At 67.0% G+C, this 25334-nt stretch carries 30 protein-coding genes; 6 read left to right on the top strand and 24 right to left on the bottom strand.

All coding sequences use genetic code 11. The features are described 5' to 3' along the window. Position 1: 1 nt before the first annotated feature. Genes LX70_RS00230 through LX70_RS00215 form a run of 4 tightly spaced genes read right to left on the bottom strand, consistent with a single transcriptional unit; the run spans position 2 to position 4993 of the window. Positions 2–2698 carry a molybdopterin-dependent oxidoreductase gene (locus LX70_RS00230; RefSeq protein WP_105512544.1) on the bottom strand — a complete coding sequence of 899 codons (2697 nt, stop codon included), beginning with the start codon at positions 2696–2698 and terminating at the stop codon, positions 2–4. Beyond that, complete coding sequence (locus LX70_RS00225) at positions 2695–3519, bottom strand: FAD binding domain-containing protein (RefSeq protein ID WP_105512543.1); 825 nt, start codon at positions 3517–3519, stop codon at positions 2695–2697. The genes LX70_RS00230 and LX70_RS00225 overlap by 4 nt, the downstream gene beginning before the upstream one ends. Further along, on the bottom strand, positions 3516–4100 hold the full coding sequence (locus tag LX70_RS00220; RefSeq protein WP_105513515.1) for an amino acid synthesis family protein: 585 nt from the start codon (positions 4098–4100) through the stop codon (positions 3516–3518). The genes LX70_RS00225 and LX70_RS00220 overlap by 4 nt, the downstream gene beginning before the upstream one ends. Continuing rightward, positions 4100–4993, bottom strand: a complete 894-nt coding sequence (locus tag LX70_RS00215) for a UPF0280 family protein (RefSeq protein ID WP_105512542.1) — start codon at positions 4991–4993, stop codon at positions 4100–4102. The genes LX70_RS00220 and LX70_RS00215 overlap by 1 nt, the downstream gene beginning before the upstream one ends. Positions 4994–5209: 216 nt before the next feature. Here LX70_RS00215 and LX70_RS00210 point away from each other — a divergent pair, with 216 nt between their 5' ends. Beyond that, on the top strand, positions 5210–5626 hold the full coding sequence (locus LX70_RS00210) for a MarR family winged helix-turn-helix transcriptional regulator (RefSeq protein ID WP_245884880.1): 417 nt from the start codon (positions 5210–5212) through the stop codon (positions 5624–5626). A gap of 57 nt (positions 5627–5683) precedes the next feature. Here LX70_RS00210 and LX70_RS00205 read toward each other — a convergent pair whose 3' ends face one another. The 15 genes from LX70_RS00205 to LX70_RS00140 form a co-directional block, all read right to left on the bottom strand. Further along, the gene (locus LX70_RS00205; RefSeq protein ID WP_211301639.1) at positions 5684–5980 is read right to left on the bottom strand and encodes a DUF6522 family protein; all 297 of its coding nucleotides are present in this window, start codon (positions 5978–5980) and stop codon (positions 5684–5686) included. Beyond that, positions 5977–6210 (bottom strand): hexameric tyrosine-coordinated heme protein, encoded by a 234-nt coding sequence (locus tag LX70_RS00200; protein ID WP_105512541.1) that lies wholly within the window; start codon positions 6208–6210, stop codon positions 5977–5979. The genes LX70_RS00205 and LX70_RS00200 overlap by 4 nt, the downstream gene beginning before the upstream one ends. Next, positions 6158–6370 carry a cbb3-type cytochrome oxidase assembly protein CcoS gene (ccoS, locus tag LX70_RS00195; RefSeq protein ID WP_105512540.1) on the bottom strand — a complete coding sequence of 71 codons (213 nt, stop codon included), beginning with the start codon at positions 6368–6370 and terminating at the stop codon, positions 6158–6160. Before ccoS ends, LX70_RS00200 begins: the two co-directional genes overlap by 53 nt. Next, a complete protein-coding gene (locus tag LX70_RS00190) occupies positions 6367–7164 on the bottom strand; it encodes a DUF2189 domain-containing protein (RefSeq protein ID WP_105512539.1) in 798 nt (265 codons plus the stop codon). The genes ccoS and LX70_RS00190 overlap by 4 nt, the downstream gene beginning before the upstream one ends. Before the next feature lie 13 nt (positions 7165–7177). Continuing rightward, a complete protein-coding gene (locus tag LX70_RS20585) occupies positions 7178–7336 on the bottom strand; it encodes a hypothetical protein (RefSeq protein ID WP_170076086.1) in 159 nt (52 codons plus the stop codon). Then, positions 7333–8205 (bottom strand): cytochrome-c oxidase, cbb3-type subunit III, encoded by an 873-nt coding sequence (gene ccoP, locus LX70_RS00185; RefSeq protein WP_105512538.1) that lies wholly within the window; start codon positions 8203–8205, stop codon positions 7333–7335. The genes LX70_RS20585 and ccoP overlap by 4 nt, the downstream gene beginning before the upstream one ends. Continuing rightward, positions 8202–8363, bottom strand: coding sequence for a cbb3-type cytochrome oxidase subunit 3 (locus tag LX70_RS00180; RefSeq protein ID WP_105512537.1), 162 nt, complete (start codon positions 8361–8363; stop codon positions 8202–8204). The genes ccoP and LX70_RS00180 overlap by 4 nt, the downstream gene beginning before the upstream one ends. Beyond that, positions 8360–9088: a cytochrome-c oxidase, cbb3-type subunit II gene (gene ccoO / locus LX70_RS00175; RefSeq protein WP_105512536.1), complete on the bottom strand. Its 729-nt coding sequence runs from the start codon at positions 9086–9088 to the stop codon at positions 8360–8362. Before ccoO ends, LX70_RS00180 begins: the two co-directional genes overlap by 4 nt. A gap of 3 nt (positions 9089–9091) precedes the next feature. Then, positions 9092–10717: a cytochrome-c oxidase, cbb3-type subunit I gene (gene ccoN / locus LX70_RS00170; RefSeq protein ID WP_105512535.1), complete on the bottom strand. Its 1626-nt coding sequence runs from the start codon at positions 10715–10717 to the stop codon at positions 9092–9094. Positions 10718–10736: 19 nt separating this feature from the next. After that, positions 10737–11153, bottom strand: a complete 417-nt coding sequence (locus LX70_RS00165; protein WP_105512534.1) for an RrF2 family transcriptional regulator — start codon at positions 11151–11153, stop codon at positions 10737–10739. Positions 11154–11445: 292 nt separating this feature from the next. Continuing rightward, the gene (locus tag LX70_RS00160; RefSeq protein ID WP_105513513.1) at positions 11446–12912 is read right to left on the bottom strand and encodes an aldehyde dehydrogenase; all 1467 of its coding nucleotides are present in this window, start codon (positions 12910–12912) and stop codon (positions 11446–11448) included. Between the two features lie 7 nt (positions 12913–12919). Further along, positions 12920–13957, bottom strand: a complete 1038-nt coding sequence (locus tag LX70_RS00155; protein ID WP_105512533.1) for an LLM class flavin-dependent oxidoreductase — start codon at positions 13955–13957, stop codon at positions 12920–12922. 4 nt (positions 13958–13961) lie between these two features. After that, on the bottom strand, positions 13962–14876 hold the full coding sequence (locus LX70_RS00150; RefSeq protein WP_105512532.1) for a flavin reductase: 915 nt from the start codon (positions 14874–14876) through the stop codon (positions 13962–13964). Then, entirely contained in the window at positions 14873–15688 is an 816-nt protein-coding gene (locus LX70_RS00145) for an alpha/beta fold hydrolase (RefSeq protein WP_105512531.1), read from the bottom strand. Before LX70_RS00145 ends, LX70_RS00150 begins: the two co-directional genes overlap by 4 nt. Continuing rightward, on the bottom strand, positions 15660–16262 hold the full coding sequence (locus LX70_RS00140) for an amino acid synthesis family protein (RefSeq protein WP_105512530.1): 603 nt from the start codon (positions 16260–16262) through the stop codon (positions 15660–15662). Before LX70_RS00140 ends, LX70_RS00145 begins: the two co-directional genes overlap by 29 nt. A 124-nt stretch (positions 16263–16386) precedes the next feature. Here LX70_RS00140 and LX70_RS00135 point away from each other — a divergent pair, with 124 nt between their 5' ends. Then, the gene (locus LX70_RS00135; protein ID WP_105512529.1) at positions 16387–16671 is read left to right on the top strand and encodes a DUF1330 domain-containing protein; all 285 of its coding nucleotides are present in this window, start codon (positions 16387–16389) and stop codon (positions 16669–16671) included. Positions 16672–16739: 68 nt separating this feature from the next. Continuing rightward, positions 16740–17426, top strand: coding sequence for a GntR family transcriptional regulator (locus tag LX70_RS00130; protein WP_105512528.1), 687 nt, complete (start codon positions 16740–16742; stop codon positions 17424–17426). 159 nt (positions 17427–17585) lie between these two features. On the opposite strand, the gene LX70_RS00125 is transcribed toward LX70_RS00130, so the two are convergent. The 5 genes from LX70_RS00125 to LX70_RS00105 are packed head-to-tail and all read right to left on the bottom strand — an operon-like array spanning position 17586 to position 22314. Next, a complete protein-coding gene (locus tag LX70_RS00125; protein WP_105512527.1) occupies positions 17586–18344 on the bottom strand; it encodes an SDR family NAD(P)-dependent oxidoreductase in 759 nt (252 codons plus the stop codon). Positions 18345–18349: 5 nt separating this feature from the next. Then, the gene (locus LX70_RS00120; RefSeq protein WP_105512526.1) at positions 18350–19174 is read right to left on the bottom strand and encodes an ABC transporter permease; all 825 of its coding nucleotides are present in this window, start codon (positions 19172–19174) and stop codon (positions 18350–18352) included. A gap of 7 nt (positions 19175–19181) precedes the next feature. Further along, positions 19182–20033 (bottom strand): ABC transporter permease, encoded by an 852-nt coding sequence (locus LX70_RS00115; RefSeq protein WP_105512525.1) that lies wholly within the window; start codon positions 20031–20033, stop codon positions 19182–19184. A 4-nt stretch (positions 20034–20037) separates the two neighbouring features. Next, positions 20038–21198, bottom strand: coding sequence for an ABC transporter substrate-binding protein (locus tag LX70_RS00110; RefSeq protein WP_105512524.1), 1161 nt, complete (start codon positions 21196–21198; stop codon positions 20038–20040). A gap of 21 nt (positions 21199–21219) precedes the next feature. Then, a complete protein-coding gene (locus tag LX70_RS00105) occupies positions 21220–22314 on the bottom strand; it encodes an ABC transporter ATP-binding protein (RefSeq protein WP_105512523.1) in 1095 nt (364 codons plus the stop codon). A gap of 105 nt (positions 22315–22419) precedes the next feature. Here LX70_RS00105 and LX70_RS00100 point away from each other — a divergent pair, with 105 nt between their 5' ends. The 3 genes from LX70_RS00100 to LX70_RS00090 all read left to right on the top strand — a co-directional run bounded on the left by LX70_RS00100 (position 22420) and on the right by LX70_RS00090 (position 25105). Beyond that, entirely contained in the window at positions 22420–23208 is a 789-nt protein-coding gene (locus LX70_RS00100; RefSeq protein ID WP_105512522.1) for a helix-turn-helix transcriptional regulator, read from the top strand. Between the two features lie 112 nt (positions 23209–23320). After that, positions 23321–24259, top strand: coding sequence for a 3-hydroxyacyl-CoA dehydrogenase NAD-binding domain-containing protein (locus LX70_RS00095; protein ID WP_105512521.1), 939 nt, complete (start codon positions 23321–23323; stop codon positions 24257–24259). 75 nt (positions 24260–24334) lie between these two features. After that, positions 24335–25105, top strand: a complete 771-nt coding sequence (locus LX70_RS00090) for a GntR family transcriptional regulator (protein ID WP_170076085.1) — start codon at positions 24335–24337, stop codon at positions 25103–25105. The last annotated feature ends 229 nt before the right edge of the window (positions 25106–25334 follow it).

Raw genomic sequence — 25334 nt, 5'->3', positions numbered from 1 at the left:
GTCAGCCCTCCTTCGCGGCGCGGATCGCCGCCAGAACCCGGTCCGGCGTCGCCGGAACCCTTGAGATGCGCGCGCCGCTTGCGTGGCGGATCGCCGACAGGATCGCGGGCGCGGTGGGGATCAGCACATGTTCACCCAGCCCCTTGGCGCCGTAGGGGCCGTGGGGGTCCGTCACCTCGACGATATGCGAGGTGATGGGCGGCACGTCGCCGATGGTGGGGATCAGGTAGTCATGCAGGTTGTCGGTGCGGCCGGGGATATATTCCTCCATCAGCGCGAGGCCGAGGCCCTGGGCCACACCGCCATGGATCTGCCCCTCGACCAGCAGCGGGTTGATCGCGCGGCCGACATCATGGGCGGCATGGATGCGGTCGACGGTGACGGTGCCAAGGTCCGTATCGACCGTCACCTCGGCCATCTGCGCGGTATAGCCGTAGACGGCGTATGGCACGCCCTGACCGTTTTCGTCCAGCGGCAGCGTCGGCGGATCGTAGGAGTCGACCGCCTCAAGCGCGTAGCCTTCGGTTGGCTCCAATGGCACCCGATGGGTCACGCCCTCGGCCGCCACGGTCAGGCCATCGTCAAAGCCGATTATTCCATCCTGACAATTCGTTAGGCGAAGAAGCTCAGATCGCAGTTGAAGTCCCGCCAGCCGTGCCGCATTGCCCGACACGAAGGTCTGGCGTGAGGCGGAGGTCTTGCCCGCATCGGGTGTCACATCGGTATCGGGGCCGACAAGTTCGACCTTTTCCAGCGGCACGCCAAGCGCTTCGGCGAATATCTGGGCGATGACGGTATTCGCGCCCTGACCGATATCCATCGCGCCCTGATGAAGGACGATCCGCCCGTCCGCCGTGATCCCGGCGCGGATGGTGGAGGGGTTGGGAAGCGAGGTGTTGCCGCAGCCGTACCAGCCGCAGGCGACCCCAACGCCTTTCTTAAGAACGCCGCCTTTTGCATTGAAATCACGCGCTTTTGCCAAACCCTCATGCCACGCGGGCAGCAGCGCCTCAAGGCAGGGTTTGATGCCGACCGCGCCGTCGAAGACCTGCCCCGTGGTGGTCGGGATCCCGTTGTCGAGCGCGTTCAGGAGGCGGAACTCCAGCCGGTCCATCCCCAGGGCCAGCGCCAGATCGTCAAAGACCGCCTCTTGCGCGATGGCGGCCTGCGGGACGCCAAAGCCGCGGAAGGCGCCGGCGGGGACGCAATGGGTATGCACGGCCTCGGACTTCGCGATGTAATCGTCATGCGCGTAAGGCCCGCCCGCATGGACCGGCACCCGGTTCGCCACCGTCGGCCCCCATGAGGCATAGGCGCCGGTGTTGAACACCCCCTCAAAGCTGAAACCGCAAAGCTTGCCGTCCTTCGTCGCCCCGGCCCTGACCGTCATCCGCGCTGGATGCCGCTTGGTGGTCGATGACATGCTGTCGGCGCGGCTGTAAAGCACCCGGACCGGGCGTTTCAGCCCCATCGCCGCGAGTGCTACATGGGGCTGCCAGGAGATGTCGAGCTTCGAGCCGAACCCCCCGCCCACCGCCGTCGGCAGGATACGGATCGCGCTTTCCGGCAGGCCAAGGATCGCCATCAGCGCCTCGCGGTTCATCTGCGGCGCCTGGGTGCCGCCGGTCAGTTCGACGCGGCCGTCAACCCAGCGGGCGAACCCGGCCTCGGGCTCGATATAGGCGTGTTCGATAAAGCCCGTCTCGCAGGTCCCCTCGGCCACCACATCGGCCCGCGCCAGCGCCGCCCCGGCGTCACCCTTCCTGACAAAGCCCCGGCACATGACGTTTCCGGCGCGGCCCCCGTGCAGATCGCCGGTCAGGCGGGCGGCGTCGGGCGTCAGCGCCTCTGCCTTCTCCTCCCAGGTCACGGGGAAGCGGGAAAGGTCCAGGGCGGCGATCAGGGCCGCGTTGCCCACGACCGCCGCGACGGCCTCCCCCCGAAAGCGGGCTGTGCCGTCGGCATAGACCGGCTGGTCGATGAAGCCCGGCACGATGCCAAAGGCGTTTTCGCCCGGAATGTCGGCGGCGGTCAGGATCAGGTCGATCCCCTCGGCCTTGGCATAGGCATCAAGGTCGCCGAAACGGAACCGCGCGTGGTGGTGGGGGGAGCGGATGACGCGCAGCACGGCCGCATCCTCGGGCGCGGCATCGTCGCCGAAGACCTCGCGCCCCTCGACCTTGCGGGCGCCGTCGACGCGGCGGACCCTGCCGCCGACGCGGCCCTCTTCCGGCGCGTCCCTGCCCTGCCAGTCCAGCACCGCGTCGATGATCTTGCGATAGCCGGTGCAGCGGCAAAGGACACCACCCAGCGCGTCCCGCACCTGCGCTTCCTCTGGCGCAGGCACCGCGCGCAGCAGTGCTGCGGCGGAAACCAGCATCCCCGGCGTGCAGATGCCGCATTGCGCGGCGCCATGGCGTTCGAAGGCCCGTGTCAGCCGCGTCATGACCGGGTCGCCCGTGTGCAGCCCCGTCAGCGTTTCCACCCGCCGCCCTTCGGCCTGCGCGGTGGGGGTGATGCAGGCGCAGACGGGTTCGCCGTCGATCAGCACCGTGCAGGCGCCACAATCGCCCGCGTCGCAGCCGATCTTGACGTCGGTGCAGCCGAGATCGCGGCGCAGGGTGGTGGAGAGCCGTTCCAGCCCCCCGACCCCTGCCTCGGCGGGCTGTCCGTTCAGCGTGAAGGCGATCTTCGTCATTGGCCCAGTCCTTCCAGCGCGCGGCGGATCATTACCAGCGCCGCCTCGCGCCGGTAGGCGGCCGTCGCGCGCACGTCGTCGATGGGGGTCAGCGCCGCCAGATGGTTCGCCAGCACCGCGCCGGGCAGGTCCGACAGGGCGCGGCCCACCAGCGCCGCCTCGACATCGGGCAACCGCATCGGCACGGGAGAGGCCGCGCCGACCGCGACCCGCGCGCCGCTGACAATGCGCCCCTCGGTCCACAGGATCACGGCGGCGGAGACGATGGAGATGACCAGATAGGTCCGGCTGCCAAGCTTGCCGAAGGCCGACCGCGCGCCGTCACGGTGCGGCAAGTGCAGCGCCGTCACGATCTCCCCTTCCCGAAGGTCCGTTTTGCGCGGGCCGGTGATGAAATCGCAAAGCGGCATCCGGCGGGTGCCGTGATGCGAGGCAAGCTCCACCTCCGCCTCCATCGCGATCAGGACGGGAACGCCATCGGCGGCGGGCGAGGCGTTGCAGATATTGCCCGCGACGGTGCCGGTATTCTGGATCTGGACCGATCCGACCTGCCGGGCGGCCTGTTTCAGCGCGTCGAAAAGGGGCGGCAGGTCGGCGCGCACCACATCGGTCCAGGTCGTCGCCGCGCCGATCCGCCAGCCGTCGCCCGCCCGCGCGATGCCGCGCAGGCCCTCAACCGCCGACAGGTCCAGCACCCGCGCGGGCGCGGGCCGCAGGCCCAGCGCGGGGAAGACATCGGTCCCCCCGGCGACCACCGCCGCCGGACCTTCGCCGAGGAAGGCCAGGGCCCGATCCAGCGCTTGCGGGCGATACAAGCTCACCGCAGCCCGTCCTTTCCTTCCGCCTCCTCATGGGTCAGCCCGCCGACGCGCGGCAGGGGACGCCCGCTATCGGTGACGGCGACCGCCACAAGGATCTCATCGGCGCGGGGGGCATCGGTCACGCGCACCTCCATCCCGTCGAAATGGGAGCGCACATAGGCCGCGTCCTTGTGGCCCAGCGGCACGTCCAGCGGATGCCCCATCGGCCCGCGCTTCTTGTTCGACGGCACCAGCGCCGCGCCCTTTTCGACCGCCGCACGCAAGGGCTTGCCCAGACGCGGGTGCAGGATCGCGGCGGCGTGTTCCAGTTCGCCATTCTCGCCCACCAGCGCGGCCTTGCCGTAGCTTTGCGCCTCTGCCGGGCTGATGCCGAGCGCGGCCACGCATTTCTCGCCCAGAAGGCCGCCAAGCTCCTCGCCAATCTGCATCAGATCCTCCAGATCGGCCTGATAGCGGCCCGCCAGCGGGTTCTCGATCACCGCGATGGCGGCGGCGCGGCGGGTGGGCGGCGAAACGGGTTGCCCCATCTCGGTCAGCACCTCTTCGACCACGGTCACGATCTTGCGGATATTGGCCTTTATCATGGCATGTCTCCTTCCTGTCGGGGGGGCGCGTGCAGCGAGGTTTGCAGCGCGACGGGGGCGGCTGTGCGCGAGGCGCCCTGAAGATGCAGAAACGCGCCCCGGATCAGACCGCGCGCGCGCATGGTTTCGGCGACGGTCAGACCGGCCTGAAGGGCGGTGTCGCGGTCGGTTTGCGTCAGGGGCGCGACATCGACCACCACCGGACGGTCGCCGAGATCGCTGTCAGGCGCAAGCTCGCGCGCCGGGCAGCGGCGGATGGCGGGGTGGCCGGGCAGATCGACGGCATTGGCGATCAGGGTGGCCGCGACATCGGCGCTGGCCGCATCATCAGCCAGCACCGTCACCGCGTCGGCGATGCCAAGCGAGTGGCTGCGCCCGCACCAGCCGCTTGTCGCGACACCGCCGATGCCGTCACCGCCGCGAAGCGTGATCCGCGCGGGCAGACCGCCGGGCGCGGCCACGGCAAGGCGCGTGACCTCACCGGGGGCCAGCCACAGCGCGATGTCGCCGCCATCGTTGACAAGGGCGCGGCGCAGGGGCGCGGCACTCAACGCGATGGAAAGCAGATGATCGGCCACCGCCCCCGCGACCGCCGCCATCGGCGTCACGAAGACCCCGGCATGGGGGCGCGCCGCCGCCATCATCCGGCGGGCGACCGGGCCAAAGGGCGCGGCGCTGTCGCTTTGGACCGGCGCGCGAAGAAGCGGCAGTTCGGCCACCAGCCCGTCCAGCACCCCCGCGAAGCCACGCCGCAACGCCGCCTCGGCCCGCGCCACCGCGCCAGGGTCGCCGGAAAGGTCGATAATGACGTCGATCGGCCCGTGCCGCAGCCGCAGACGGCCGGAAGCGGCGATGCGGCCCGCGACCGCGCGTTCCGCCCCCTCCTGCATCCCTGTCGCGCGCCTTCCCATACCCCGTCCCGGCCGGTTGCGATCCCTGCCCCCGATTGCGCCCCCAAATTCGTTTGCTGTCAAACGATTTTTCGCGGCCTCACCCCGGCGTGACACAGACCGCACCCCCGACCCGCGCCATTCGCGCTTTGCCTTCCGCGCCGCGCCGTCCTAGGCTGCGGGAAAGACTGGCAAACCGTAGGGAGAGGGCGCCGGGTGAGCGAGGGGAACGGATACCGGCTTGAGGAGCAGATCGGCTTCAAGCTGCGCGTGGCCAACCAGAAGCATCTGGAGATTTTCGCGCATGAGATGCCCGACCTGACCCCGCGCCAGTTCGCCGTCCTCGCCCGGCTGACCGAAGACGGGCCGCTGTCGCAGAATCACCTTGGCCGACAGGTGGCGATGGACGCGGCGACGACGAAGGGCGTGATCGAGCGGCTGCTCCGCAAGGGCTATGTCCGCGCCGACCCGTCGCAAAGCGACCGCCGAAGGCTTGAGATTTCCCTGACGCCCGAAGGCGAGGCCGTGACCCGCACCGCGATAGAGACGGCGCGCAAGATCTCTGCCCGGACGCTGCACAACCTGACGGAGCGGGAGGCAAAGCGCCTGCGCGACCTCCTGGACAAGCTGTGAGGGGCGCGCGCGTTCGTTCAAAGCCTGCGCCTGAGCTACGCCCCTGACGCCCCTCGCCTAGCCGGGATTGCCCTTTGTCGTGGCCCGGCGCGCGGCGTTGGGGTGGCCGATCGGGGCTGTGCCGTTGCTCAATATCTTGCCCTCTGCATCGACGATCATCCTCAGCGCGCGCCCCTGATGGCGGAAGGTCAGCCGCCAACGACCGGCATCCTCGCCCTCGCCCGCCTCGCACACGGAGGCGATCTGGCCGCCCTGCATCCGGGCGCGCGTTTCGGCGTCCGACAGGCCAAAGGCTTTCGCGAGCAGCTTTGCGTCGACGATGAACTGATCCCCGTCCCGCTCGACCTCGCTCATGCCCTGGCCCGCCAGTAGTCGTTCGCGGCGGCGACGGTGGCGAAATGGGTTGCGACCACCTGGCTGACGGCGATCAGGGCGTCCGAATCCCCGGCATAGTCCGGCCTCAGACGGTCGCGGACAGCGGCATCGGGCTGCGTCAGCTTGACCGCGACCCGCGCGAGCTTGACGGCAAGGTCATAGCCTTCCTCCGGTGTTGCGGTCTTGAGCGACGGGAGCCAGCTTGTCATGGATCTTTCCTTTCGGTTCAGGGGGATAACATGGGGGAATGACGCGCCAGGCGGCGCCGTCGGGGTCGTCGAACTGGCCATTGCGAAGCGCCCAGAGAAAGGCGCAAAGCCCCAGCAGTCCAAGCGCGAGCGAGATGGGTATGAGGAGAAGAAGGGTCATCCTGCGCCCCCGCCCACCGTCTGCCAGGCATGCCAGGTCCCATGGCCGAGAACCGAAAAGACAAGGATCAGACCCACAAGGCCGGTTGCGACCGACAGCGCCAGCCCGGCGGCGACGATCGCCCCCCAAAGCAACATGGGGCGAAGGTTCTGCACCGTCATCACGAAGCTGAGGCCAAGCGCGGTCAGCGCATCGGTCCGGCGCGAGACGAGCATCGGAATGGAAAAGACGCTGATCGCGAAGGCAAAGGCTGCGAACAGCCCGCCCACCAGCGTACCCGTCGCGATCAGCGTCCATCCCCGGGGCGTCGTCAACACATTGGTCAACGCCTCCTCTGCGCCGGGGAATGGGAAAAGTCCGAAAAACAGCGCATAAAGCAGGTCCGCCGCCCTGAGCCAGAAGAGGACGAGCAGGCCAAGCAGCAAGCCCGCATAGGCCAGTTGCCCCCCCGAGGCCGGGCGGAAGGTGAGCATCCGGCTGACAGAGACCCGCCCGCCCTGCCCCTGCCTGCGGCTTTTCTCGTAAAGCCCGACAGCCAGGAACGGCCCGATAATCAGAAAGCCCGAGAGTGCGGGCAGCGCGAGGTAGAGAAGATGGCCCGCCTTCAGCAGCCACAGCACGGCATAAGAGGCCAGGGTCAGGAACAATCCATAGGCCAGGCTGGAGCCGGGCGACATCCGCAGGTCCCGCCATCCGGCGCGCAGCCAGTCCAGCGCCGCGGTGGCGGGCAGCCCCTTTGCGTAGGGTGAGGCGGGCCGGTCGGGGCTGCGAAGGGTCGGCAGGGGTTCCAGCATCCGAAGCTCCTTTTCAGCAGGCAGGTCTGGCGGGGGGCAGGCCCGCGGCTTCCCGGCATTCGGGCTGCGAGCGCACGGCGACCGACAGAAGCCGTGCATTGGCCAGAACGACCACCGCGCCCAGGACCAGCGCCGCCGCAATCGCCAGCCGCCTTTCGGTCCGCCCCGTCATGGCCGCCCCCCGCTGCCCTGGCCAAGCTGCGTGACATAAAGGGCCAGCAGGTTGATCTCGGCCCCGGACAGGCGGCCGGACCATGCGGGCATCAGGCCGGCGCGGCCGTGCCGCAGCGTTTCCATGACCGTTTCCGGGTCCTGCCCGTAAAGGGTGGCGGTGTCGGTCAGGGACGGCGCGCCGACCGAAAGGCCACCGGCGCCGGTATCGCCGTGGCAGGTGGCGCAATTCTCGGTGAAAAGGCCCCCGGCGGGTGTTTCGAAATCGGCCGCGCCGCCGGGCAGGTCCGCGACGAAGCGGGACAGGGCGATCCGGTCGGGCCGTTCGATCCAGTCGAAGGCGGGCATTTCGGCATAGCGGGTATCGGGGTCATCGGCGTTGATGCCGTGGCGAATGGTTGTGGCGATTTCGTCGGGATCGCCGCTCCAGAGCCATGTGCCGTCCGAAAGCACCGGAAACCCCGGCCCGCCCTGCCCGCGCGTGCCATGACAGGCCGCGCAATTGTCGGCATAAAGCCGGGCGGCGGCGGGCATGGCGGTTGCCATCAGCGCCTTGTCCGCGGTCAGGGCGGCGAAATCCGCGCCCCCGAAGCGCGACAGCCAGTCCTGACGCCGCCCGGAAAGGGCGCGAAAGCCCTCTGCCGCCTCGGCCCGCTGATCCAGCCCGAGAAGCCCGCGGGTGTAGTCGCGCCCCGTCGGCCAGGCGGGCAGCAGAACCCAGGCGATGACGGAATACAGGAACGCCAGAACCAGCGCCCAGATCACCAGCCTTGGAAACGGCGTGTTCAGTTCCCTGATTCCGTTCCAGTCATGTCCCGTGGTGTCATGGCCGGTGACGGGGTCGACCTCCCTGTGATGCGGCGCCGTCATTCGCGATCCTCCGGTTCCGGCAGGATCGACCTAGCGGCGGCGTCATGGGCCTTGCGCCGGGACGGGCTGTAGGCGCGCAGGATCACGATCACGAAGAACCCCACCAGCCAGACCAGACCGACGGTTTTCGAGAGGTAGACAAGGCTGTCATGTGTCATGGCGCCCCCTCCGCCAGCGCACGATAGGGCGCGTCGGTCAGCGTCCCCAGCGATTGCAGGTAGGCGATCAGCGCATCCAGTTCCGTCAGGCGCGATGGATCGCCGTCGAAGGCCTGAACGGCGGGGCGCGCGCCATAGCGGGCCTGAAACCCGTCGGCGGCCTCGGTGCCGGGGCGGCTTTGGGCCAGCGCATCGGCCTCGGCCGCCGCGATCATCTCCTTGTCATAGGGAACCCCCAGCCGCGCCAGCGTCGCCAGCGCATCGGGCAGCAAGGCGGTATCAAGCGGGCGCGTCAGCCAGGGATAGGATGGCATGATCGAGGCGGGAACGACGCTGCGCGGGTCGATCAGATGCGCCACATGCCAGTCGTCGGAGTATTTTCCGCCCAGCCTTGCAAGGTCCGGTCCGGTGCGTTTCGATCCCCAGAGCATCGGGTGGTCATAGGCGCTTTCCGAGGCGAGCGAGTATGGGCCGTAGCGGTCCAGTTCATCGGCAAGGCTGCGCACCATCTGGCTGTGGCAGGCATAGCATCCCTCGCGCATGTAAATCTCGCGCCCGGCAAGCTCCAATGGCGTGTTGGGGCGCAGGTCGCCGGGAAGTTCGACGGTCTCATCAAGGGTGAAAAGCGGCGCGATCTCGACCAATCCGCCGATGGAGGCCGCGACGATGATCGCCGCCACCAGCCCCATGGAGATCTTTTCCAGATTGTAATGAAGCTTCAGCATGGCCTATTCCGCCGGTTGCGGGACAAGCGGACGGTCCGCCGCCCCTTCCCGCGCCCCGCGCAGCGTCGCGCGACAGTTCCAGGCACACAGGACCGCGCCCGTCAGGAACAGCGCCCCGCCGATGGTGCGCAGGAGATAATAGGGGGCCATCGCCTGAACCGACTGGACAAAGCTGTAGGAGAGCGCGCCGTTGCGGTCATAGGCCCGCCACATCAGACCTTGCGTGATCCCGGCGTTCCACATCGCGATGACGTAGATGAGCGTCCCCGTGACGGCGAGCCAGAAGTGCCATTCGATCGCCCGGGGCGAGGCCATCTGCCTCTTGCCGCCAAGCTGCGGGACCAGCGTGTAGATCGCGCCGAAGATGATCATTGCCACCCAGCCAAGCGTGCCGGAATGCACATGCCCCACGGTCCAGTCGGTATAGTGGCTCAGCGAGTTGACGGGGCGGATGGCCAGGAACGACCCCTCGAAAGTGGACAGCCCGTAAAACACCGCCGCCACGAACATGAAGCGCAGCGTGGCGTCGTCGCGGACCTTGTGCCAGGCACCGTTCAGCGTCGCGATGGCATTGCCCGCCGAGGCCCAGCTTGGCACCAGCAACATCACCGAAAAGGTCATGCCCAGCGTCTGCGCCCAGTAGGGCAGCGCGGTGTAGTGCAGGTGGTGGGAGCCGACCCAGATGTAGAAGAAGGTGATGCCCCAGAAGCTGACGATCGACAGCCGGTAGGACCAGATCGGCCGCCCGGAGCGGACCGGCAGGAAGTAATAGAGCATCCCGAGGAACCCGGCGGTCAGGAAGAAGGCCACCGCGTTATGGCCGTACCACCATTGCACCATCGCATCCTGCACGCCCGACCAGACGGGGAAGCTTTCCGCCGTGGTCAGCCGCACCGGCAGGGCGAGGTTGTTGACGATATGCAGCATCGCCACGACAAGGATGAAGGCCAGATAGTACCAGTTGGCGACGTAGATATGCGGCTCATTCCGCCGTGCCAGGGTCCGCAGGTAGAGGGTGAAATAGGTGACCCAGATCACCACAAGCCAGAGGTCCGCATACCATTCGGCCTCGGCATATTCCTTCGACTGGGTGGAGCCCATCAGATAGCCGGTCACGGCCCAGGCGCAGAACAGGTTGTAGCCAAGGACGACGACCCAGGGGCTGATGCTGTCGGCAAGCCGGGCGCGCGAGGTGCGTTGCAGGACGTGGAACGAGGTCGCGATCAGCGCATTGCCGCCAAAGCCGAAAATGATGCCGGTCGTGTGGACGGGACGCAGGCGGCCGAAGCTGGTCGCGGGCCAGGGTGGCGTCGCCTCGGGCCAGTAAAGCAGTGCTGCGACCCAGACGCCGACGCCCATGCCGATGATTGCCCAGACCAATGTCAGCGTCAGCCCGAAACGGGTCGGCGCGTCGTAATAGCGGTCCGGGCGCCGATGGGGTGGCGCGGGGTCATAAAGCGACCCGCCGATGAGGAAGACCAGCCCAAGACCGAGACCAAGCGCCATGAACCCGTGCAGCGACATCACCCCGTGGCGCGCCGCCGCCGCCATGAAAAGCCCCATCAAGGCCAGCAGGACCGACAGGAACAGCCCGATGCGGCGTTCGGGCAAGGTGAGCGTTGCGGTCATCTGTCCCCGCCTTTCCCGGTCATGCCGCCACCCGCGCCGGCAGGGCGATATCCAGAAGGGTCGATCTGTTCAGATCCTCGATGAACCGGGCTTCGGCCTGCCGCAGGCGGGCTTTCAGGCGGCAGCAGCCCTCGATCGTGCAGGCCCCCTTGCCCGGTCCGAAGCACTCGGCAAGGGTCTGGCCCTGTTCAAGCAGCCGGACCACGTCGCCAAGCCGGATCTCGGCCGGGCTGCGGCGCAGGATGGCCCCGCCATTCACCCCGCGCCGGGTCTCGACGATGCCGCCCTGCGCGAGGCGCTGCATGATCTTGGTCAGGTGGTTCCGGGAGAGACGGAATTCCTCGGCAAGATCGGCGGTGGAGAAGGCCTGATCGGGGGCGCTTGCCATGCGCATCAGCATCCGCAGCCCGTAATCGGTGAAGGAGGTGAGGTTCATGGCGGTTCGCCTTAAAAGTGGTATTTATAATACCTCTTTTAACGCAAACGTCGTGGAATGCAAGACCGCGCCTTCCTGGGGCCATGCGAACCACCCCGGCAGCGATCTTGCGGCGGGGTCGCGATCGCGGTTTCCGGCGGGCGCGAAGGGACATCAGGGGTCAGGACGGCGGCAAGGGTCAGACCCGGCGGGCGCAGGTTCGCCTTCACCGTCGGACCGTCCGGGTTAGGCGCCTATCGGGGCAAGTCCGTTCCATCCGCGGCGGGTCCTTGGTCGTCGTGCGGGCCAGACCTCAGCGCATCACGAAGGGGTCGGGGATCGGGTCCTCCGAGGTGCGCAGCCAGACGGTCTTGACCGTCGTATAGTCAAGCGCGGCGGCAAGCCCGCCTTCGCGGCCGTGGCCCGAAAGCCCGTGGCCGCCAAACGGCGCCATCGGCGAGACCGCGCGATAGGTGTTGACCCAGACCACACCCGCGCGCAGCGCGCGGATCATCCGGTGCGCCCGCGCCAGATCGCGGGTGAAGAGGCCGGAGGCGAGACCATAGGCCGTGTCGTTCGCGATCCCGAGCGCCTCTGCCTCATCGGTGAAACCCATGACCGACAGGACCGGGCCGAACAGTTCCTCCCGCAGGCAGGGCGCGTCGGGCAGGCCGGTGCAGTCAAGGACCGTCGGCGGGTAATAGGTGCCTGGCCCCTCGGGCAGAACGCCGCCGCAGATCAGCTTTGCCCCCGCCTCGACCGAGGCGGTCACGATACCATGCAGGCGGTCGCGCTGGCGCGCGGTGCAGAGCGGCCCCATCTCGGTCGCCATGTCGCCCGGCGCGCCGATCACGATCCGCGCCGCGCGTTCGGCCAGCGTCGCCAGCATCCCGGCCTTCACGCTGTCCTGCACGATCAGGCGCGAGCCTGCGACACAGCTTTGCCCGGTCGCGGCGAAGATGCCCGCGATCTGGGCGTTGACCGCGCTGTCGAGGTCGGCATCGGCAAAGACGATGAAGGGCGACTTGCCGCCCAGCTCAAGCGAGGTCGAGGCAAGGTTTTCGGCCGAGCCGCGCAGGACCGCGCGCGCGGTTTCCGGGCCGCCGGTGAAGGCGATGTGATCGACGCCGGGATGGGTCGTCAGCCGCGCCCCGCAGGTCGGGCCGAAGCCGGTTATCACGTTGACGACGCCGGGCGGGAAGCCTGCCTCATGGACAAGCCTCGCGAAGGCCAGAAGCGGCGACGGGCCGTCCTCGGACGCCTTCAGCACCACCGTGCAGCCCGCCGCCAGGGCCGGGCCAAGCTTGACCGCGCTGAGGAACAACTGGCTGTTCCAGGGAACGATCGCCGCCACCACGCCGATCGGCTCACGCCGCAGCCAGACCTCCATGTCGGGCTTGTCGATCGGCAGATGCGCGCCCTCGATCTTGTCGGCAAGGCCCGCGTAATAGCGATAGTAATCCGCGACATAGGCGATCTGGGCCGAGGTTTCGCGGATGATCTTGCCGGTGTCGCGCGTCTCAAGCCGGGCGAGGTCGGGGGCCGCGGCCTGTACCAGATCGGAGAGCTTCATCAAAAGCTTGCCGCGCGCGGTTGCCGTCATCGCAGGCCACGGTCCTTCGCGAAAGGCGCGCCCGGCGGCGGCGACGGCGCGGTCCACCTCGGCCTCGCGGGCCTCGGCGATCTCGGCCCATTGCGCGCCCGTGGCGGGATCGAACGAGGCGAAACGCGCCGCCCCCGCGTCGAAGCTGCCGTCGATATAAAGATCGAAACGTTCCATCATCCCCTCATGCAAATGCGGGCATCACCTCGGCGATGAACCTTTCAAGCGAGGCTTTCTTGCGCGCGAAGCTCATCCCGGTGTCGATCCAGAAGGAATATTCGTCATAGCCCAGTTCCTCATAGCGTTTCAGCCGCGCGATGACCTCGGCGGCCGGGCCGATCACGTTGTTCGCGCGCATGGCGGCGGGGCTGTAGAACGGATGGGCGGCGATCTCATCCTCGGTCAGCGGCTTGATAAGGCCCATCGAGATGTCGCGCTCATTTTTGAACCAGGCGCCGAAATAGTTGTAGAAGCGGTTCACCTCGACCGCGCCACGTTCGGCGTCGGCCTCATCCGCGGCGACATAGGTGTGGCGCAGCAGCATGATCTTCGGGCGCGGCACCTTGGCGAATTTCTCGCAGGCGGCGTTGAAATGGCCCATCAGCTTTTCCACCTCCTCATCGCCCAGATGCAGCGGCGTGACCTGCACGTTGTAGCCATGGGAGACGGCGAATTCGTGGCTGTTCGGATCGCGGGCTGCGACCCAGATCGGCGGCCCGCCCTCCTGCACCGGCATCGGGGCCGAGGTCGATTTCGGGAATTTCCAGAACTGGCCGTCATGGGTGTAGTCGCCCTGCCAGAGCGCCTCGACCGCGGGGATCAGTTCCCGCATCATCTGGCCCGCGTTCCAGGCGTCAAGGCCCGGATGCATCCGCTCATACTCAAACATATACGCGCCGCGCGCCACGCCCAGTTCAAGCCGCCCGCCGGTCATCAGGTCGGTCATCGCCGCCTCGCCCGCAAGGCGCAGCGGATGCCAGAGCGGCGCCATCACCGTGCCGGTGCCAAGGCGCACGTTCCTGGTGTGATGGGCCAGATCGACCAGCGTCAGCATCGGGTTCGGCGCGATGGTGAAGTTCATCGCGTGATGCTCCCCCGACCAGATCGCGTGCATCCCGCCCGCATCAGCGATTTTGCACAGGTCGATCATCTCGTCGTAAAGCTTGCGCTGATCCTCGGCGGGGTCGGTGCGCTCCATGTGAATGAACAGCGAAAACTTCATCCTCTTATCCCTTCGCGAACGGACGGATTTCGCCCGCGACATGCGAGCCGACATATTGTCCGTAATTGCCCTGCCGGTATTCGGCGGCGAACCGGCGCAGCATGACCTGTTGCGCAGGGTCGGTCGTGTCTGTCATCGCCGCTTCCGTCAGGGCGACGAAGGCCCCGGCCTTGTGCGCGTCGGTCGCCGCGGGACACAGATGCACGATGAATTGCAGCCCGCGCTCGGTGTCGTCGTAGATGGCGTAGACCAGGCCCGGCGTGGCGTCGGTGCCGGTTTCGGCGATCAGCCGGTCGAAGGCGCCGCGCGCGCCGCCCTGCCCCACGCGCATTTCAGGCAGCTTGACCCCGCCCGCGCCGTCGTCAAGCAGCAGCACCCGCCCCTCATGCTCCACGATGGCCGCCAGCACCACGCGGGGCCCGTGTTCGGCCGACAGGGCGGCGGCGGCGGGCGTGACATAGGCGCCACGGCAATAGCCAAGGCCGGGCGCCGTCGAGGCATCGAAATCCTCCACCCTGCCGATCAGGATCGTGTGATCGCCCGCCTCGATCGCGCGCTCCAGACTGCAATCGAACCAGGCGGAGCCGCCCGCGATCACGGGCGACCCGTAGGGACCCGCCTGCCAGTCGACGCTGGTGAAGCGATCCTCGCTCGGCCGGGCGAAGACGTTCGAGATTGCCTTTTGGCCTTCCGACAGGACGTTCACCGCAAAGCCCCGGCCCGACGTGTAAGCCGACAGGTTGGCCGAACGGTTCGAGATCGAGATCAGCAACAGGGGCGGGTCAAGCGACACCGAGGAGAAGGAATTGGCCGTGAAGCCACGCGGGGCGCCCGTTTCATCTATCGTTGTCACCACGGTGACGCCGGTCATGAAACAGCCGAAGGCGTCGCGCAGCAGACGTGTCGGTTCAGGGTTCATGCGGTTCCTCCCCCTCCCACCGCGCCCTCGGGCAGGCCGAGCCAGCGCGCGAGTTCCGTGTTCACCCGGTCCGGCGCGGTGAGCGAGACCATGTGGCGCGCACCCGCAATGACAACCGCGCGGGCGTTCCCGATCCCGGCAGCGATTGCGCGGGTCATGTCCGGGCTGGAATTCGCGTCGTGTTCGCCGGTCAGGACCAGCGTCGGGCAACGGACCTCGCCGATGCGGTCGGCATAGACGGCGTCGCCCTCGGCAAAGGCCGCATAGGTCGCGGCATAGCCGTCCGCATCCACCGCGCGCAGCCAGCCGCCGACCCGGTCGCGCACTTCGGGCGCCTCGTGGGGGGCGAACCACCGGGCCAGCGGGGCCTCGGGATCGCTGCGGCCCTGGGCAAGCTCACGCGCGCGGCAAAGCACCGCCTCACGCGCGGCGGGACCGCGCTTGTGAACCGGGTTCAGGAGGGCGACCCGCTCCACCAGATGCGGATGTTCGATCGCGGTGCCGAGCGCTATCAGCGCCCCCATCGAATGCCCGGCCAGAGCGACCGGACCAAGGTCAAGCCCGGCAATCGCCCGCGCGGCCCAGGCAACGTAGTCGGCCAGACTCGGCGCGCCTTTCAGGGCATCGGTCCTGCCATGCCCCGGCAGGTCAAGCGCGATGACCTGACGGGTCGCGGCGAAGGCGGCGATCTGCGGCGCCCAGGCCTCGGCGCACATGCCGACCCCGTGCAGCAGCACGAGCGGCGCGCCCGGACAGGCCGCGATCAGGCCGATGCGGCTGCCGTCAGACGCCCGCAGGGTTTTCGACATCATGGCCCAGATCCTTCAGGTCCTGATAACGGTCGCCGATACGGTGATGCGGCCGCCCCCCGATCGACGCGCCAAGCGCAATGACGATTTCGTCATCCGCGGGCGCATCGGGGATGGCAAAGTTGATGGTGAGATAGTGCGAGCGCCGCCCGGCGTCATTCTTGTCCATCAGGGGGATCATCACCGGCGCATTGGCGCCGCCACGGGTGTTGCAGAAGGACAGATAGCTTCGGGCGCCCACCGCCGTGCGGTAATGGTTCCCGAACCGCAGCGTATGGATCAGCGCCGAGGCATGTTCGACCTCGCCGCCAAGGCCGACGACCGCCGATTTGCCATAGCCCTCGACCTTGTCGCCGCCGCCCGCAGCCTCAAGAACCATCCCGGAAAGCAGTTCGCCAAGGACCGGGGCCACGGCGTGAATTTCCGGCTTCAGGTCCTCGACAAAACCACGGCCGGCCCAGGGGTTCCGTATCACCGCCGCCGCCGCAATCAGCTTCAGCGGCACCGGAGCCGCGCGCCCGCCTTCGACAAGCGTCGTCTCGACATGCAGCAGCGTCTTGCGGATGAGTGCGTCCATTTTCGAATCCCTTGCTGATTTCCCGAGTATTGGTATACCATCATACCATATGTCAATAAGGCCTCTTTCGAACTGTCCTCCCGCAGGGCGCGCGGGGGTCGGAATCCCAGCCCAGGAGGACGAAATGGCCGCTTACTGGATTGCCCATGTCACCGTGACCGACGCCCAGGCCTATGCCGCCTATCAGGCGCAGGCGCGCGGTGTTTTCGAGGCGCATGGGGGCCGTTTTCTGGCGCGCGGCGGCCGGGCCGTGGCGCTTGAGGGCGCCGCCTTTGCCCGCCATGTCATCGTCGAATTCCCGTCCATCGAGGATGCGCAGGCCTGCTACGCCTCAGACCAGTACCGCGCCGCCCGCGCCTTGCGACGGGGCGCGGCAGAGGTGCAGATCGCGATTGTCGAAGATATGTAGTGCGACGGTGCCGGGCATCCCGTATTACGGTACTCCAGCGACCCCAAGAGAGTGATCAGCACAGCACCATGCCCCTCCCGACCGGAACCAGCCTGAAGATCGAGCAGCCCCCGCAGACCCTTCGCGAGATCGTCACCGAACGGATGCGCGCCGCGATCCTGAGCGGGTATTTCAAGTCGGGCGAACGCCTGGTGGAGCGCAATCTGTGCGATCAGCTGGGCGTGTCACGGACCGTGGTGCGCGAAACCATCCGCTATCTGGAGGCCGAGGGGCTGGTAGAGTTTCTGGCCAACAAGGGGCCGATCGTGGCGCCGCTCGACTGGCCTCAGGCGCGGCAGATCTACAAGATCCGCATGCTTCTTGAGGCCGATGCGGCGCGTGACTGCGCCGTGGTCGCGGATGACAAGATCAGGGAAGAGCTTCGCGCCGCGCTCGAAACACTCGGCGCGGCCTATGAGGGGGGCGCGTCGCACGATCTGCTGGCCGCCTCGACCGAGTTCTACCATCTCATCTTCAAGGCGGCCGGGCATGACATCTCCTGGGATGTGGTCAACCGCCTGAACGGCCGGATCAGCCGCCTGCGGGGCATGACGCTTTCGACGACGGACCGGCACCGCTCCGGCTATGCCCGGATCACGCGGATCTTCGAGGCGATCGCCGCGAACGATCCCGATGCCGCCGCGGCGGCGGTTCACAGCCACATCAACGAAGCCTCGGAAATCGCGCGGCAGAAGCTGGCCGAAGCGCAGGACTAAAGCGTTTATGGTTTGTGTTGAGATCGTAAGTATCAGAATTCAAACGAAATAAATTCAAATTCTGATTCAGTGCAAACCCGAGATGCTATGAACCAGAGCGGCTGGCTGTGCGGCGCGCCGGTCCCTTGCTGGCACCGCGGGGCGGAGCCGGTCGGCGCCTTAAAGCGATTCCGCGCCATCCAGCACAAGCGCATGGCCGGTCATGAAGGACGAGCTGTCCGACGCGAGATAGACGATGCTTTCCGCCACTTCCTCGGGCGTCCCCCAGCGGCGCATCGGAATGGTTTGCGCCACATAGCCCTCAAGCGCCGCGCGCCCGCCCATCTGGCTTTCGAAGCCCGCGTTGAAGACGGTGTCGACAAAGCCGGGGCAAAGCGCGTTGCACCGCACGCCGTGGCGGGCATAGTCCACGGCGATCTGGCGCACCATCGCGATGACGGCGTGTTTCGTCGTGCAATAGGCGATCATCTCGCGGTCGTACTGCACCCCGGAGTTCGATGAGGTCACGATGATCGACCCCGCCCCGCGCGGTTTCATCACCGCCATGGCGGCGCGCGCCGCGACGAAATGCGAGCGCACGTTCAGCCGCCACGAGGCGTCCATGTCGTTGGTGCTGACATCCTCAAGCCGGCCTGGAATCTGGATCCCGGCATGGGAATGCAGGATGTCGAGCCTGCCGAAACGGTCATGGGTATCGTGGATCGCCCCTTCCAGCGCGGCGTCCTCGGTAACGTCAAGACCCATGGCCTCGGCCCGCCCGCCTGCCGCTGCGATCTCTTCCGCGACAGCGCCCGCGCGGCCGGGATCGAGGTCGGTGACGATGACCGTCGCCCCGTTCCGGGCAAGGGCCAGCGCCCCGGCCCGACCGATGCCGGACCCTGCCCCGGTCAGGAATGCGACGCGGTTTTCCAGCAACATGGCCCTTACTCCTCCGGCGCCCTGACACCACCCCGCCGCAGGATGGTCTGGGCCAGGATCAGCACCATCAGCGACACCGCCAGAACCATGGTGCCGATGGCGTTGATCTCGGGCGTGACGCCGCGGCGGATGGAGGAGAAGACGTAGATCGGCAGCGTCGTCTCGGACCCGGCGACGAAGAAGGCGATGATGAAATCGTCGAAGCTGAAGGTGAAGGACAGAAGGAACCCCGCAAGGATCGCGGGCGCGATCTGCGGCAGCGTCACCTGCCGGAACGTTCCGAAGGGCGTGGCGCCGAGGTCGGCCGAGGCCTCGATCAGGCTGCGGTCCATCCCCGCCACCCGCGCCCGCACGATGATGACCACAAGCGCCATCGCGAACAGCCCGTGCGCCGCGATCAGCGATCCGGTGCCAAGGTGCAGTTGCGGCGCGGTCCCGGCCACCGGCCAAAGCGACGCAATCATCGGGTTGAGCCAGTCAAAGAGCGTCACCAGCGCGATCAGGGTGGAAATGCCGATGACGATCCCCGGCACCATGACCGCGATGTAAAGGAGCGCGTCGAAGATCATCCGGGGCCTGCCGCCGACGCCCTGAAGGGCCAGCGCCGCGAGCGTTCCGGCGATGGTGGCCAGCAGCGCCGAGGACGCGGCGACCGTGGCGCTGGTCTGCAACGCCTCCATCACGAAGGGATTGGCCAGCGCCTTGCCGTACCACTGGGTCGAAAAGCCCTGCAACTGCGCGGCGTAGCGGCCCGCGTTGAAGGAAAAGACCGCGATCACCCCGATCGGGATGTAGAGGAAGAGATAGACGGCCAGCGCGTACACCCTCATCCCGGCCTCACATCAGCGAGACATCGTCGCGCCCCCCCGCCCAGCGGCGCGTGAGGCGCATGTAGGCGGTGACGGTGACGAGCATGATGACGACGAGCGCAACCGCGACCGCCGCCCCGAAGGGCCAGTTGCGCGATTGCAGGAAGAGATCGACCAGCGCATTGCCGACGAAAAAGACCTTGCCGCCGCCCAGCATGGCGGGGATCAGGAATTCCCCCATCAGAAGGATGAAGACCAGCATGCAGCCGGTGGCAACGCCGGGCATCGACAGGGGCAGCGTGACTTGCAGGAAGCTGCGCCAGGGCGGGCTGCCAAGGTCGGCGGACGCCTCAAGCAACCGCTTGTCGAGCCGTTCGAGGCTGACGAAGATCGGGAAGACCATCAGCGGCAGATAGCCGTAGACAATGCCGATCAGCACCGCGAAGGGCGTGTTGACAAGGCGCGGGCTGCCAAACCCCAAAAGGCCGACAAGTTTCGGGACGCCCTGCCCGCCCAGCAGGTAGATCCAGGCGTAGGAGCGGATCAGGATCGAGGTCCAGAATGGCACGATGACAAGGATCAGCAGCAGCGTGCGCCATTTCGGATCGGCCCTGACCGCAAGGAAATAGGCCAGCGGATAGGCGATCAGCAGGCACAGGACGGTGCCTGCCGGTGCCAGCATCAGCGTGTTCTTGAACGCCGCCCAGCGGGTGCCGAGATTGGCGAAGTTTTCCAGGCTGAAGGCGGCGGAGTAGCCCCCCGCCGCCGCGCGTTCGCCAAAGCTGAAGACCGCCACGACCACAAGCGGCAGGACGAGCATGGCCAGAAGCCACACCGTCGCGGGCGCCAGCAGAAGGGTTGTCCTCAGCCTCGGACTCATGCCGTCAGGCCGACTTGAAGCGCGCCATCAGCTCGGCGCGGTTGGGGTCGGTCAGCGTCACGGCGGCGCCGAATTCCAGCGCGTCGAGCAGGTCGGCCGCCGGATAGAGGATCGGGTCGTTCAGAACCTCGGGCGGCATCAGCGCATCGACGCGGGCATCGGCCGTCGGATAGCCATGGAAAAGCGATTCCTTCGCGTTCACCGCAGGGTCGAGCAGGAAGTTGATGAGCGCATAGGCCGCGTCCATATGCGGCGCGCCCTTCGGGATGGCGTAGAAGTCCGACCAAAGCTCGCCCCCCTCCTTGCCCAGCACATACTCGATTTCCGGCATGTCGCGGTTCATCTGCTTGCCGTCGCCGGTCCAGCAGATCGTCATCCAGGCATCGCCCGAGCGCATCGAGGGCTGGTAATCGGACGAGATCGCGAAAAGATGCGGCTTGGCGTCGAGGAGCAGCTTCTCGGCGTCGGCCAGTTCCGCGGGGTCGATGGAGTTGAAGGAATAACCGTAGTATTTCAGCGCGTTGCCGATGGTCGTCAGCTGATAGTCATGGACCATCGTGCGGCCGCTGAAATCGGCCATGGTCATGTCCCAGAATTCCTTCCAGGTGGTCGGTTTGGGGTTGGCGCCAAGCTGCGCGGTATTGACCGCGAAGCCGGTCGTGCCCCAGTTCTTCGGCACCGCATAGACGGTTCCGTCCACCGTGCCGGGACCGGCGAAGCGCTGATTATAGGACGCGGCGTCGTAGTTCGGGATCTTCGACAGGTCGAGCGGTTCGATCAGATCCTCATCGACATAGGTGGTGATCGTGTAGTTGGTCGGCACGAAGACGTCCCAGCCCGAGCCGCCCGCCTGCAACTTGGCCAGCATCTCTTCGTTCGATCCGAAGACGTTCATGTCCACCGCCGCGCCCGTCGCCTCGCGGAAGGCGTCGAAGTTTTCCGGGTCGTGGTAGTTGGGCCAGGTCGCCAGAACCACCCGGTCGCCGATGTTCCCCTGCGCCCAGGCCGCCGAGCGCAGCCCCGGCATCGCCGCGCCCAGAACAGCCGTCGCCGCGCCAAGCCCGGTCACGCCCAGGAAATGCCGCCGCGTGACCGACCCGTTCTTGTAGCGCCAGAGTTCGGCCATGAATTTTTCGCGTGAGATGAAGTCCTTCCGGTCCGTCATGATCAGTCTCCCAGTTGGTTTTCAGTCGTTATTGAGGATCAGCGCCGCGCCATCGCGCCAGGTCGCATATCCCGTGTCCCCCGGTTCGAAATTGCCCTCGCCCGCCTCTGCCTGACGCGAGGCAAGGATCAGGAACTGGCCCAGATCGGGGTTCCGAACCAGATATTCGGTGTGTTCGCCAAGGAAGATGCGATTGACGACGGTGACGGGAACGCCGCCCGCGCCGCGCGACAGGCTGATCTGTTCGGGCCGGACGCTGGCCATTGCCGCCTGACCGGGGGCAACACCCTCACCCGCGTGGCCTACGAAGGCCACGTCACCGGGGCCGGTCATCTTCGCGCTGTCGCCCGCGACGCTTTCGACCGTCCCGTCGAAGAAATTGGACTTGCCGACGAAATCCGCGACATAGCGGTTCTTCGGCCGGTCGTAGAGGTCGCGCGGGCTGCCCATCTGGACGATCTGCCCGTCGCGCATGATGCAGATGCGGTCGGACATCGACAGGGCTTCTTCCTGATCATGGGTGACGAGGATGAAGGTGATGCCCAGTTGCCGTTGCAGGGTCTGCAACTCGATCTGCATGTCGTGGCGCAGCTTCTTGTCGAGCGCGGCCATCGGTTCGTCCAGCAAAAGCAGCTTCGGTTCGTTGACGATGGCGCGGGCCAGCGCCACCCGCTGCTGCTGGCCGCCTGACATTTCCCAGATGCGCCGCGCGCCGAAACCCGGCAGGCGGACGGTTTCCAGCGCACGTTCGACCGCCGCCGCGACATCTGCCTTGGGCGGCTTCGGGCGGCGCTGGCGCAGCCCGTATGAGATATTTTCGGCCACCGTCAGATGCGGGAAAAGCGCATAGTGCTGGAAGACCATGTTCACCGGCCGCCGGTGCGCGGGCAGGTCGTTCACCTGCTGGCCGTCAAGGAAGATCGCGCCCTCGCTTGGCGTCTCGAAGCCGGCAAGCATCCGAAGTGCCGTCGTCTTGCCACAGCCGGAGGGGCCGAGGAACGACAGGAACTCCCCCCGCCGGATGGTCAGGTTCAGGTTCCGCGCCGCGACGACCGGGCCGAAGCGTTTCGTCGCGCCCCGCAGTTCCGCGATGGGGGAATCGTCGTTTCCTGTCACGCCTTCTCTATCCGCGCATATGCCATGGAATTGCAGAAATCGTAGAAACGGAGCGATCCGTTGTATATACCACAAACCGCATAGTTCCCGAAAGAAACACGCAAGATGGGCATAGAGGCAAAGTTCGACCGCATCGGCGCGGTGATCGCGGCGCAGGGAAGCCCCGATTTCCCGCGACGGCTGGCGGAGTTCCTGCGCACGATAGCGCCTTATGACTTCACCGTCATCTTCGGTTATCGCGGCGCCGCGCGCCCGCTGGACCTTTACGACGACTTTCCGCAGGCCAAGCGGGCGGTCTTCGTGACCGACTATCAGGCGGGGCCTTACCTTCTTGACCCCTTCTACCTTGCCGCGACCCGCCCGACCGCGCCGGGGCTGTACCGGATGCGCGACCTTGCGCCGGACCGCTTCTATCAGGGGGAGTATTTCCGCAGCTATTACGTCCAGACCGGCCTGGCCGAGGAAATCGGCTTCTTCGTCGGCCTCGATCGCGGCGCGATGGTCATCGTGTCGCTGATGCGGGCCGACAAGGCCTTCAGCGCAAGGGAGTTTGCCGCGCTTCGCACTGCCTGGCCCATCGTCCGGGCCGCTGTGCGCAATCACTGGGCCGATCTCGCGGAACGGTTCGACCTGCCCGCCGGACCGGAGGCCGCCCGCGCGGACCGGCGCATCGAACGCAGCTTTCAGCATTTCGGCGAAGGCATCCTGACGCCGCGCGAACGCGAGGTCGTGGAATATACGCTCAAGGGCTATTCGGCAGAAGCGATCCGGCAGGTGCTGGGCATTTCGTCGGGAACCGTGCGCATTCACCGGCGCAACATCTATGCCAAGCTGGGGATCAGTTCGCAGGGCGAGCTGTTCGCGCGCTTCATCGACACGCTGGTCAAGCCATAGGGTTTTCGCCCGCGTGACCGGCGCTATCAAAATACATAAATATATGACATTATATCGTTGACGCCCCTCCCCGCGCGGGCGACACTCGGGCAGGTGCAGGAGTAGACAGGACATGGCGACCGGGGATATTCCACAGGGCGGCGACACGATTGCGGTCATCGGCGGCGGCTTGATCGGGACCAGCTGGTCGGCGCTGTTCATGGCCCACGGATACGATGTCGTCCTTCAGGAACCGGCCAAAGCGGCCTGGCCCGCGGTTCCCGAACGGATCGCCACGGCGCTGCGGCAGATCGCCGAGCTTGCGCCGGATCTGCCCGCCGCGGGGCAGTTGCGCCTGACGACCAGCCTGGAGGACGCGGTCGAAAAGGCCGTCTGGGTACAGGAAAACGCGCCCGAAAACGTGCCGCTGAAGCGGGCGATCTATGCCGCGGTCGAGGCCGCCGCCCCTGCCGGGGCCATGATCGCCTCAAGCACCTCATCACTCGTCTGGTCGGAGTTGAGCGCCGCGATGGGCGACCCCGCCCGCCTCATCACCGCGCATCCCTTCAACCCGCCGCATCTGATGCCTCTGGTCGAACTTTTCGGCCCCGATCCCGACCGGCTGGAGACGGCGGCGGCCTTTTACCGTGGCCTTGGCCGCACCCCTGTCTTTCTGCAACGCGAGGCCGTGGGCCATATCGCCAACCGCCTGTCCTCGGCGCTTTGGCGCGAGGCGGTGAGCATGGTCGCCGAAGGCATCGCCAGCGTCGAGAATATCGACGCGGCGCTGGTTCACGGGCCGGGCCTGCGCTGGTCGGTGGTGGGGGCGCATATGGCCTATCATCTGGGCGGCGGCAGCGGCGGGATCGGCCATTACCTGTCGCATCTGGGGCCAAGCCAGGAACGGCGCTGGCAGGACCTGGGCAACCCGGCGCTGGACCGGGCGACGCAGGACAAGCTGATCTCGGGCGTCGGCGCCGAAGCGCGGGGCCGTGGCATCGACGAGTTGGAGGCGGCGCGCGACCGAGCGCTGATCGCGGCGCAGCTTGCGCTCAGCGGCCAGCGGCCGTGAGCTGGTGGAAAGCCATTGACAGGGGCGCAGGATCATGGTCCGCCATCTTATGAAATTTCACCCGGCATGATCGCGATGAGTTCACCCACCCCCCTCTATCACCGGATCTATGCGGTCATGCGAGAGCGGATCGTGAACGATTACTATCCGCTGGATGTCCCGGTCCCCAGCGAGGCGGAGCTGGCCGAAAGCTTCACCACCAGCCGCATCACCGTGCGCAAGGCGATGGAGATGCTGGCGGATGAGGGGCTGGTGACCCGCACCCGCGGCCGTGGCACCTTCGTCACCGACCATGCGCAGAAGTCGCGGTTCAACCGCGCGGTGGTGTCGAATATCAACGGGCTGTTCAGTTACCTCAATGCCGTGGGCAAAGGCACCCGGCTGAAGGTCGTCAGCCTCGACCGGGGGGAGGCGCCGCCAAGGATCTGCGCGCAGATGGGGGTTGCGCCGACGGCGGACCTGATCCGCTCTGCCAGGGTCCGGGAACTGGACGGCAAGCCCTATTCGCTGTCGATGGCCTATATCCTGCCCGCCTTCGGCGCGGGCCTGACCCGCAAGGATCTGGCCACGACGAACATGATCGACCTCGTCCAGCGCGAAGGCACGACGGTGGAGCAGGTGGAGCAGACGCTGACCGCGACGCTGGCCGACGAATATGCCGCGCAGCACCTGAAAGTCCCCATCGGGGCGGCGCTGATGCGGGTGAACCGGCTGTTCTTCAACGCCGAGATGGTGCCGTTCTACGCTGCCGAGATCCTTTATTGCGCGGATCGCTACGAATACCGCGTCTCGTTGAAGCGCGAGCGGGGGAAGGATTTTCTGCTCGACGATTCCCGCAACCCCTGAAGTGGCCGGACTGGACCTGTCGCGGTCGTTCCTCTGCCCGGACTCAAGGCGCGTCCCGCGCCGCCGGGCATCGCCCGACCGCCCCACCGGGCGGGCGATCCTGCACCGTCTTGCCCCGAACAGCCGTTGGATGTGGGCTTCACCATAAAGCGCTGCCGCCCCCCCGCCCTACGCCCACCCGCGGTCGGGCAATACCCGGCTTTTCGAGCCTCCGAGTCGGCACCGCAAA

This window comes from Albidovulum denitrificans (assembly GCF_002973535.1).
GTDB classification, from domain to species: domain Bacteria; phylum Pseudomonadota; class Alphaproteobacteria; order Rhodobacterales; family Rhodobacteraceae; genus Albidovulum; species Albidovulum denitrificans.
Note: the sequence above shows the minus strand (reverse complement) of the source record. Positions and strands in the feature narration are given on the sequence as shown.

What these genes read in the sequence shown, in the direction of transcription:
- LX70_RS00230 (WP_105512544.1), bottom strand. Translation starts at nt 2,698, where the DNA reads ATGACGAAGATCGCCTTCACGCTGAACGGACAGCCCGCCGAGGCAGGG.
- LX70_RS00215 (WP_105512542.1), bottom strand. Translation starts at nt 4,993, where the DNA reads ATGCAGGAGGGGGCGGAACGCGCGGTCGCGGGCCGCATCGCCGCTTCC.
- LX70_RS00205 (WP_211301639.1), bottom strand. Translation starts at nt 5,980, where the DNA reads ATGAGCGAGGTCGAGCGGGACGGGGATCAGTTCATCGTCGACGCAAAG.
- LX70_RS00200 (WP_105512541.1), bottom strand. Translation starts at nt 6,210, where the DNA reads ATGACAAGCTGGCTCCCGTCGCTCAAGACCGCAACACCGGAGGAAGGC.
- ccoS (WP_105512540.1), bottom strand. Translation starts at nt 6,370, where the DNA reads ATGACCCTTCTTCTCCTCATACCCATCTCGCTCGCGCTTGGACTGCTG.
- LX70_RS00190 (WP_105512539.1), bottom strand. Translation starts at nt 7,164, where the DNA reads ATGCTGGAACCCCTGCCGACCCTTCGCAGCCCCGACCGGCCCGCCTCA.
- LX70_RS20585 (WP_170076086.1), bottom strand. Translation starts at nt 7,336, where the DNA reads ATGACGGGGCGGACCGAAAGGCGGCTGGCGATTGCGGCGGCGCTGGTC.
- ccoP (WP_105512538.1), bottom strand. Translation starts at nt 8,205, where the DNA reads ATGACGGCGCCGCATCACAGGGAGGTCGACCCCGTCACCGGCCATGAC.
- LX70_RS00180 (WP_105512537.1), bottom strand. Translation starts at nt 8,363, where the DNA reads ATGACACATGACAGCCTTGTCTACCTCTCGAAAACCGTCGGTCTGGTC.
- ccoO (WP_105512536.1), bottom strand. Translation starts at nt 9,088, where the DNA reads ATGCTGAAGCTTCATTACAATCTGGAAAAGATCTCCATGGGGCTGGTG.
- ccoN (WP_105512535.1), bottom strand. Translation starts at nt 10,717, where the DNA reads ATGACCGCAACGCTCACCTTGCCCGAACGCCGCATCGGGCTGTTCCTG.
- LX70_RS00165 (WP_105512534.1), bottom strand. Translation starts at nt 11,153, where the DNA reads ATGAACCTCACCTCCTTCACCGATTACGGGCTGCGGATGCTGATGCGC.
- LX70_RS00160 (WP_105513513.1), bottom strand. Translation starts at nt 12,912, where the DNA reads ATGGAACGTTTCGATCTTTATATCGACGGCAGCTTCGACGCGGGGGCG.
- LX70_RS00155 (WP_105512533.1), bottom strand. Translation starts at nt 13,957, where the DNA reads ATGAAGTTTTCGCTGTTCATTCACATGGAGCGCACCGACCCCGCCGAG.
- LX70_RS00150 (WP_105512532.1), bottom strand. Translation starts at nt 14,876, where the DNA reads ATGAACCCTGAACCGACACGTCTGCTGCGCGACGCCTTCGGCTGTTTC.
- LX70_RS00145 (WP_105512531.1), bottom strand. Translation starts at nt 15,688, where the DNA reads ATGATGTCGAAAACCCTGCGGGCGTCTGACGGCAGCCGCATCGGCCTG.
- LX70_RS00140 (WP_105512530.1), bottom strand. Translation starts at nt 16,262, where the DNA reads ATGGACGCACTCATCCGCAAGACGCTGCTGCATGTCGAGACGACGCTT.
- LX70_RS00135 (WP_105512529.1), top strand. Translation starts at nt 16,387, where the DNA reads ATGGCCGCTTACTGGATTGCCCATGTCACCGTGACCGACGCCCAGGCC.
- LX70_RS00130 (WP_105512528.1), top strand. Translation starts at nt 16,740, where the DNA reads ATGCCCCTCCCGACCGGAACCAGCCTGAAGATCGAGCAGCCCCCGCAG.
- LX70_RS00125 (WP_105512527.1), bottom strand. Translation starts at nt 18,344, where the DNA reads ATGTTGCTGGAAAACCGCGTCGCATTCCTGACCGGGGCAGGGTCCGGC.
- LX70_RS00120 (WP_105512526.1), bottom strand. Translation starts at nt 19,174, where the DNA reads ATGAGGGTGTACGCGCTGGCCGTCTATCTCTTCCTCTACATCCCGATC.
- LX70_RS00115 (WP_105512525.1), bottom strand. Translation starts at nt 20,033, where the DNA reads ATGAGTCCGAGGCTGAGGACAACCCTTCTGCTGGCGCCCGCGACGGTG.
- LX70_RS00110 (WP_105512524.1), bottom strand. Translation starts at nt 21,198, where the DNA reads ATGACGGACCGGAAGGACTTCATCTCACGCGAAAAATTCATGGCCGAA.
- LX70_RS00100 (WP_105512522.1), top strand. Translation starts at nt 22,420, where the DNA reads ATGGGCATAGAGGCAAAGTTCGACCGCATCGGCGCGGTGATCGCGGCG.
- LX70_RS00095 (WP_105512521.1), top strand. Translation starts at nt 23,321, where the DNA reads ATGGCGACCGGGGATATTCCACAGGGCGGCGACACGATTGCGGTCATC.
- LX70_RS00090 (WP_170076085.1), top strand. Translation starts at nt 24,335, where the DNA reads ATGAGTTCACCCACCCCCCTCTATCACCGGATCTATGCGGTCATGCGA.